This is a genomic window from Aquibium carbonis (genome assembly GCF_003970795.1).
In the GTDB taxonomy this organism is placed as follows: Bacteria; Pseudomonadota; Alphaproteobacteria; order Rhizobiales; family Rhizobiaceae; genus Aquibium; species Aquibium carbonis.
Map to the genome: position 1 here is coordinate 1 of NZ_RWKW01000091.1, position 4,927 is coordinate 4,927.

The 4,927-nt window shown below is 68.2% G+C and carries 3 protein-coding genes; 1 reads left to right on the forward strand and 2 read right to left on the reverse strand.

The genetic code is table 11. The annotated features are described in order from the left end of the window. The coding region (locus tag EJC49_RS20745; protein WP_483458063.1) for a MutS family DNA mismatch repair protein at positions 1–1,131 on the reverse strand (1,131 nt) is incomplete at its 3' end. Positions 1,132–1,340: 209 nt separating this feature from the next. On the opposite strand from EJC49_RS20745, the gene EJC49_RS20750 reads away from it, so the two are divergent. After that, complete coding sequence (locus tag EJC49_RS20750) at positions 1,341–3,623, forward strand: NADP-dependent malic enzyme (RefSeq protein WP_170314811.1); 2,283 nt, start codon at positions 1,341–1,343, stop codon at positions 3,621–3,623. Between the two features lie 263 nt (positions 3,624–3,886). Here EJC49_RS20750 and olsB read toward each other — a convergent pair whose 3' ends face one another. Then, positions 3,887–4,765: a l-ornithine N(alpha)-acyltransferase gene (gene olsB / locus EJC49_RS20755; RefSeq protein ID WP_126701848.1), complete on the reverse strand. Its 879-nt coding sequence runs from the start codon at positions 4,763–4,765 to the stop codon at positions 3,887–3,889. Positions 4,766–4,927 lie beyond the last annotated feature (162 nt).

Sequence of the window (4,927 nt, forward strand, 5' to 3'; positions counted from 1 at the left end):
GGCGGCGGCCTCCATGCCCATGCGCAGGGCGCCGAGGTCGCGCGGTCCGCCCCGGTTGAGCGCCAGCCGCGACAGGGCGCGCGGCATGTCGGGCGCGCCCTTGAGGACGGCCCGCACCTGGTCGCAGAGGGTTCGCTCGCCGCGGAAGAAGGACACCGAATCCAGCCGCCGGCCGATCTCGTCGGGATCGGTGGACGGCGAGGTCAGACGCTCGGCCAGCAGCCGCGCGCCGCCGCCGGTGCGGGTGCGGTCGATGGCCTCGAACAGCGTGCCCGAGCGGCTGCCCGACAGGGTGCGCACCAGCTCCAGATGGGTGCGCGTGGCGGGATCGATGAACAGCGTGGTGGCGCCGTCCTGGCGCTGCGGCGCCGTCAGCGGCGGCCGCTCGGCCTTCTGGGTGCGCTCGACATAGCCGATGGCCGCGCCGATGGCCGACAGTTCGGCGCGCGAGAAGCGGCCGAAACCGTCGAGCGTGGCCACGCCGAAGAAGCGGCTCGCGCGCTCGGCGCAGGCGGCGGATTCGAACAGGCTGGGGGGAAGCGGGGTCACGGCCCGCCCCAGCATGTCGAAGACGGCGCGGAACTCGGGATCGTGGAAGACGGGCTCGGCCACGATCAGCTCGCGCGGGTCGACCCGCATGATCTCGGCCAGCAGCCGGTCGCGCGTGGTGACGGAGACCAGGAAACTGCCGGTGGAGATGTCGATCCAGGCGAGCGCCAGCTCGTCCTCGCCACGCACCCGGCCGAGCGCCATCAGGTGGTTGGCCTCCGACGGCGCGAGCAGCTTTTCCTCGGTGATGGTGCCAGGCGTGACGAGGCGCACGACGTCGCGCTTGACCACCGACTTGGAACCGCGCTTGCGGGCCTCCGCCGGATCCTCGATCTGCTCGCAGACGGCGACGCGATGGCCAAGCCCGATCAGCTTCTGGAGGTAGTCGTCGGCGGCATGGATCGGCACGCCGCACATGGGGATGTCCTGGCCCAGATGCTTGCCGCGCCTGGTGAGCGTGATGCCGAGCGCCCGGCTGGCGATCTCGGCGTCCTCGAAGAACAGCTCGTAGAAGTCGCCCATGCGGTAGAACAGCAGCGAATCCGGGTTCGCCGCCTTGATCTCGATGAACTGCTCCATCATCGGCGTCGGCGCCGAGGCGGCATCGGATCGGTTCGGTCGTTCCTGGCTCAAGGCTTGTCCGTGGCTGCGATGTCGAGGATCCCGCACGGAAAACCGGCGTCGATCCTCTGCTTGGCGCTTTACGCCGCTTCTGTGTAGCCTTAATCCGGTTGCTCCACAAAAGAAGCATGCCCGCGTCCCGACCGGCGCGGTTTGGGAGGGAAGTGCAGATGCCCATCAAGGACCGGACCGAACAGGGACCCTCGGTGAGCGCCCAGGAGGCGCTCGACTTCCACTCGATGGGCCGGCCGGGCAAGCTGGAGATCAACCCCACCAAGCCGATGGCCACGCAGCGCGACCTGTCGCTGGCCTATTCGCCCGGCGTGGCCGTGCCGGTGAAGGCGATCGCCGAGGATCCGAGCCGGGCCTTCGACTACACGACGCGCGGCAACATGGTGGCGGTGATTTCCAACGGCACCGCGATTCTCGGCCTCGGCAATCTCGGCGCGCTGGCCTCCAAGCCGGTGATGGAAGGCAAGGCGGTGCTGTTCAAGCGCTTCGCCGACGTGGATTCGATCGACCTGGAGGTGGACACCGAGGACGCGGACGAGTTCATCAACTGCGTGCGCTTCCTCGGCCCGTCCTTCGGCGGGATCAACCTGGAGGACATCAAGGCGCCGGAATGCTTCATCATCGAGCAGCGGCTGCGCGAACTGATGGACATTCCCGTGTTCCACGACGACCAGCACGGCACGGCGATCATCGCCGCCGCCGGGCTGATCAACGCGCTGGCGATCACCGGGCGCGACATGAAGTCGGCGAAGCTCGTCTGCAACGGCGCGGGCGCGGCCGGCATCGCCTGCATCGAACTGGTGAAGGCCATGGGCTTTGCGCCCGAGAACGTGATCCTGTGCGACACCAAGGGCGTCGTCTACCAGGGCCGCGAGGACGGCATGAACCAGTGGAAGTCGGCGCATGCGGCCAAGACCGACGCCCGCACGCTGGCCGAGGCCATGGACGGCGCCGACATCGTGCTCGGCCTCTCGGCCCGCGGCGCCTTCACCAATGCGATGATCCAGTCGATGGCGAAGAACCCGATCATCTTCGCCATGGCCAACCCCGACCCGGAAATCACGCCCGAGGAAGTGGCCGAGATCCGCACCGACGCCATCATGGCGACGGGCCGCTCGGACTATCCGAACCAGGTCAACAACGTGCTGGGCTTTCCCTACATCTTCCGCGGGGCGCTGGACGTTCGCGCGACCACCATCAACGACGCCATGAAGGTGGCCGCCGCCGAGGCGCTGGCGGGACTCGCCCGCCAGGACGTGCCGGACGACGTGGCCGCCGCCTACCAGGGCAACCGGCCGAAATTCGGCGTCAACTACATCATCCCGGTGCCGTTCGACCCGCGCCTGATCTCGGCGATCCCCGTCGCGGTGGCGAAGGCCGCGATGGATTCGGGCGTGGCGCGGCGGCCGATCCTCGACATGGAGAAATATGCCCAGGAGCTCTCGGCCCGGCGCGACCCGATCGCCTCGACGCTGCAGCGCATCTACGACCGCGTGCGCCGCCAGCCCAAGCGCATCGTCTTCGCCGAGGGCGAGGAAGAGCAGGTGATGCGCGCGGCGGTGTCCTACGTGAACCAGAAGCTGGGCACGGCGATCCTCGTCGGCCGCGACGACCGGATCAAGGAGACGGCGCGCCAAGCCGGCGTCGACCTGAACCGGCCCGGCATCGAGATCATCAACGCCCGGGTGTCACGCCGCAACGCGGTCTATGCCGACTATCTCTACGAGCGCCTGCAGCGGAAGGGCTACCTGTTGCGCGACTGCCAGCGGCTGATCAACAACGACCGCAACCATTTCGCCGCGACGATGGTGGCGCTGGGCGACGCGGACGGCCTGGTGACCGGCGTGACCCGCAACTATTCGACCGCGCTCGACGACATCCGCCGGGTGATCGACGCCAAGCCCGGCCATCGCGTGATCGGCGCCTCGATCGTGCTGGCGCGCGGCCGCACGGTGATCGTGGCCGACACCGCCGTGCACGACATGCCGAACTCGCTCGAGATCGCCGACATCGCCGAGGAAGCCGCCGGCATGGCGCGGCGCATGGGCTATGAACCGCGCGTGGCGATGCTGGCCTATTCGACCTTCGGCCACCCGGCCGGCGAGCGCTCGGAACGGGTGCAGGAGGCGGTGAAGATCCTCGACAAGCGCCGGGTCGACTTCGAGTATGACGGGGAGATGGCGGCCGACGTGGCGCTGAACCCGACGCTGATGCAGCAATATCCGTTCTGCCGGCTGTCGGGCCCGGCCAACGTGCTGGTGATGCCGGCGTTCCACTCGGCCTCGATCTCGACCAAGATGCTTCAGGAACTCGGCGGCTCGACGGTCGTCGGGCCGCTGCTCGTCGGCCTGAACAAGCCGGTCCAGATCGTGTCGCTGAACGCCAAGGACTCGGACATCGTCAACATGGCGGCGATCGCGGCCTACAACGCCGGTCAGTAGCCGGCTTATTTCCTGTCGGCCCGCCAAGTCATGTCGACGAACACGACGGACACGGTGAAGAAGGCGAAGGCGCCGAGGACGGCGGCGACGACGATCAGGGTTTCGGTGGGCATGGGAACCTCCATCAATGAATGACCGCGTCATTGATGGAGGGCGCAGGACCGCGTCGCCTTGACCTGAATCAACCGATCAGGCCCGGCCGGAGCCGGGCCTTCGCGCCGGGGGACGCCCGTCTGGGGGACGCCCGTCCGGGGGTAGCCGGCTCAGGCGGCGAAGCGCTGGGCGTCGGCGCCGTAGTAGTTGATGTAGCGGTTGGCGATCCAGTCGGTCGACAGGACGACGAAGACGTCGGTGGTGCCGAAATCCGCGTCGACGACGCAGCCGTCGCCGAAGCGCGCGCCGATGCGCAGGTAGCCCTTGATCAGCGGCGGCATGGCCGCGAGCGCGCGGCGCACGTCGACCGCTTCGCTGGGCATCAGGTCCATCGAGCGGTAGCGCGGGGCGATCGCCCGCACGTCCCATTCCGGATCGGGGCGGAAATTGTGGGCGAGCAGCGACAGGGCCTCGGCATGGGCGGCGGGCACGGTTCCGTGGAAGGAGGCGCAGCCGGTCATGACGTCGATGCCGTGGATGCGGCAATAGGCCCAGATGCCCTGCCAGAGCAGCTCGACGGTGCGCTTCGACCGGTATTCCGGCAGGACGCAGGACCGGCCGAGCTCGAGGAAGCGGCGATCGGGATGGCGGGCCATCAGCGATTCGAGCTCGAACTCCTCGTCGGAATAGAAGCCGCCCGCCGCCAGCGCGCTTTCCTGGCGGAGCAGCCGGTAGGTGCCGACGATCTGGCGGTGCTCGGGGCCGGGGATCGTGGTGTCGAGGACGAGAAGGTGGTCGCAGATCGCGTCGAACCGGTCGGCGTCGCGCTGCTCCAGCGCATGGACGAACTGCCGCTTGGCGCCGAGCTCGTCGTAGAAGACGCGGAAGCGGACTTCCTGGGCCGCCGCCACCTCGGACGAATCACGGGCGAGCCGGGTCTGGAGGTTGCCGATGCGGCCGAGCGTGCCCGCGGATCGATGGGCTTTTCCAGCCAGCGCCGCCATCGCCGCTCCAGAAGATGCGCTGTCCACAATGATGGATGCCGGCATGGTGATTCTCCCTCGTCGGCGAAGCTTTGAGTGCCGTCTACGAAGACCATGATACAGTACGATGACAAGGAGATGGCGGCAAGTGCCCGTCGTCGGCGCGGTAGGGCTATCGCATTTGGCCGATGATTGATCTGGCGAAGGCGTCGGACCAGCCTGCTCGCT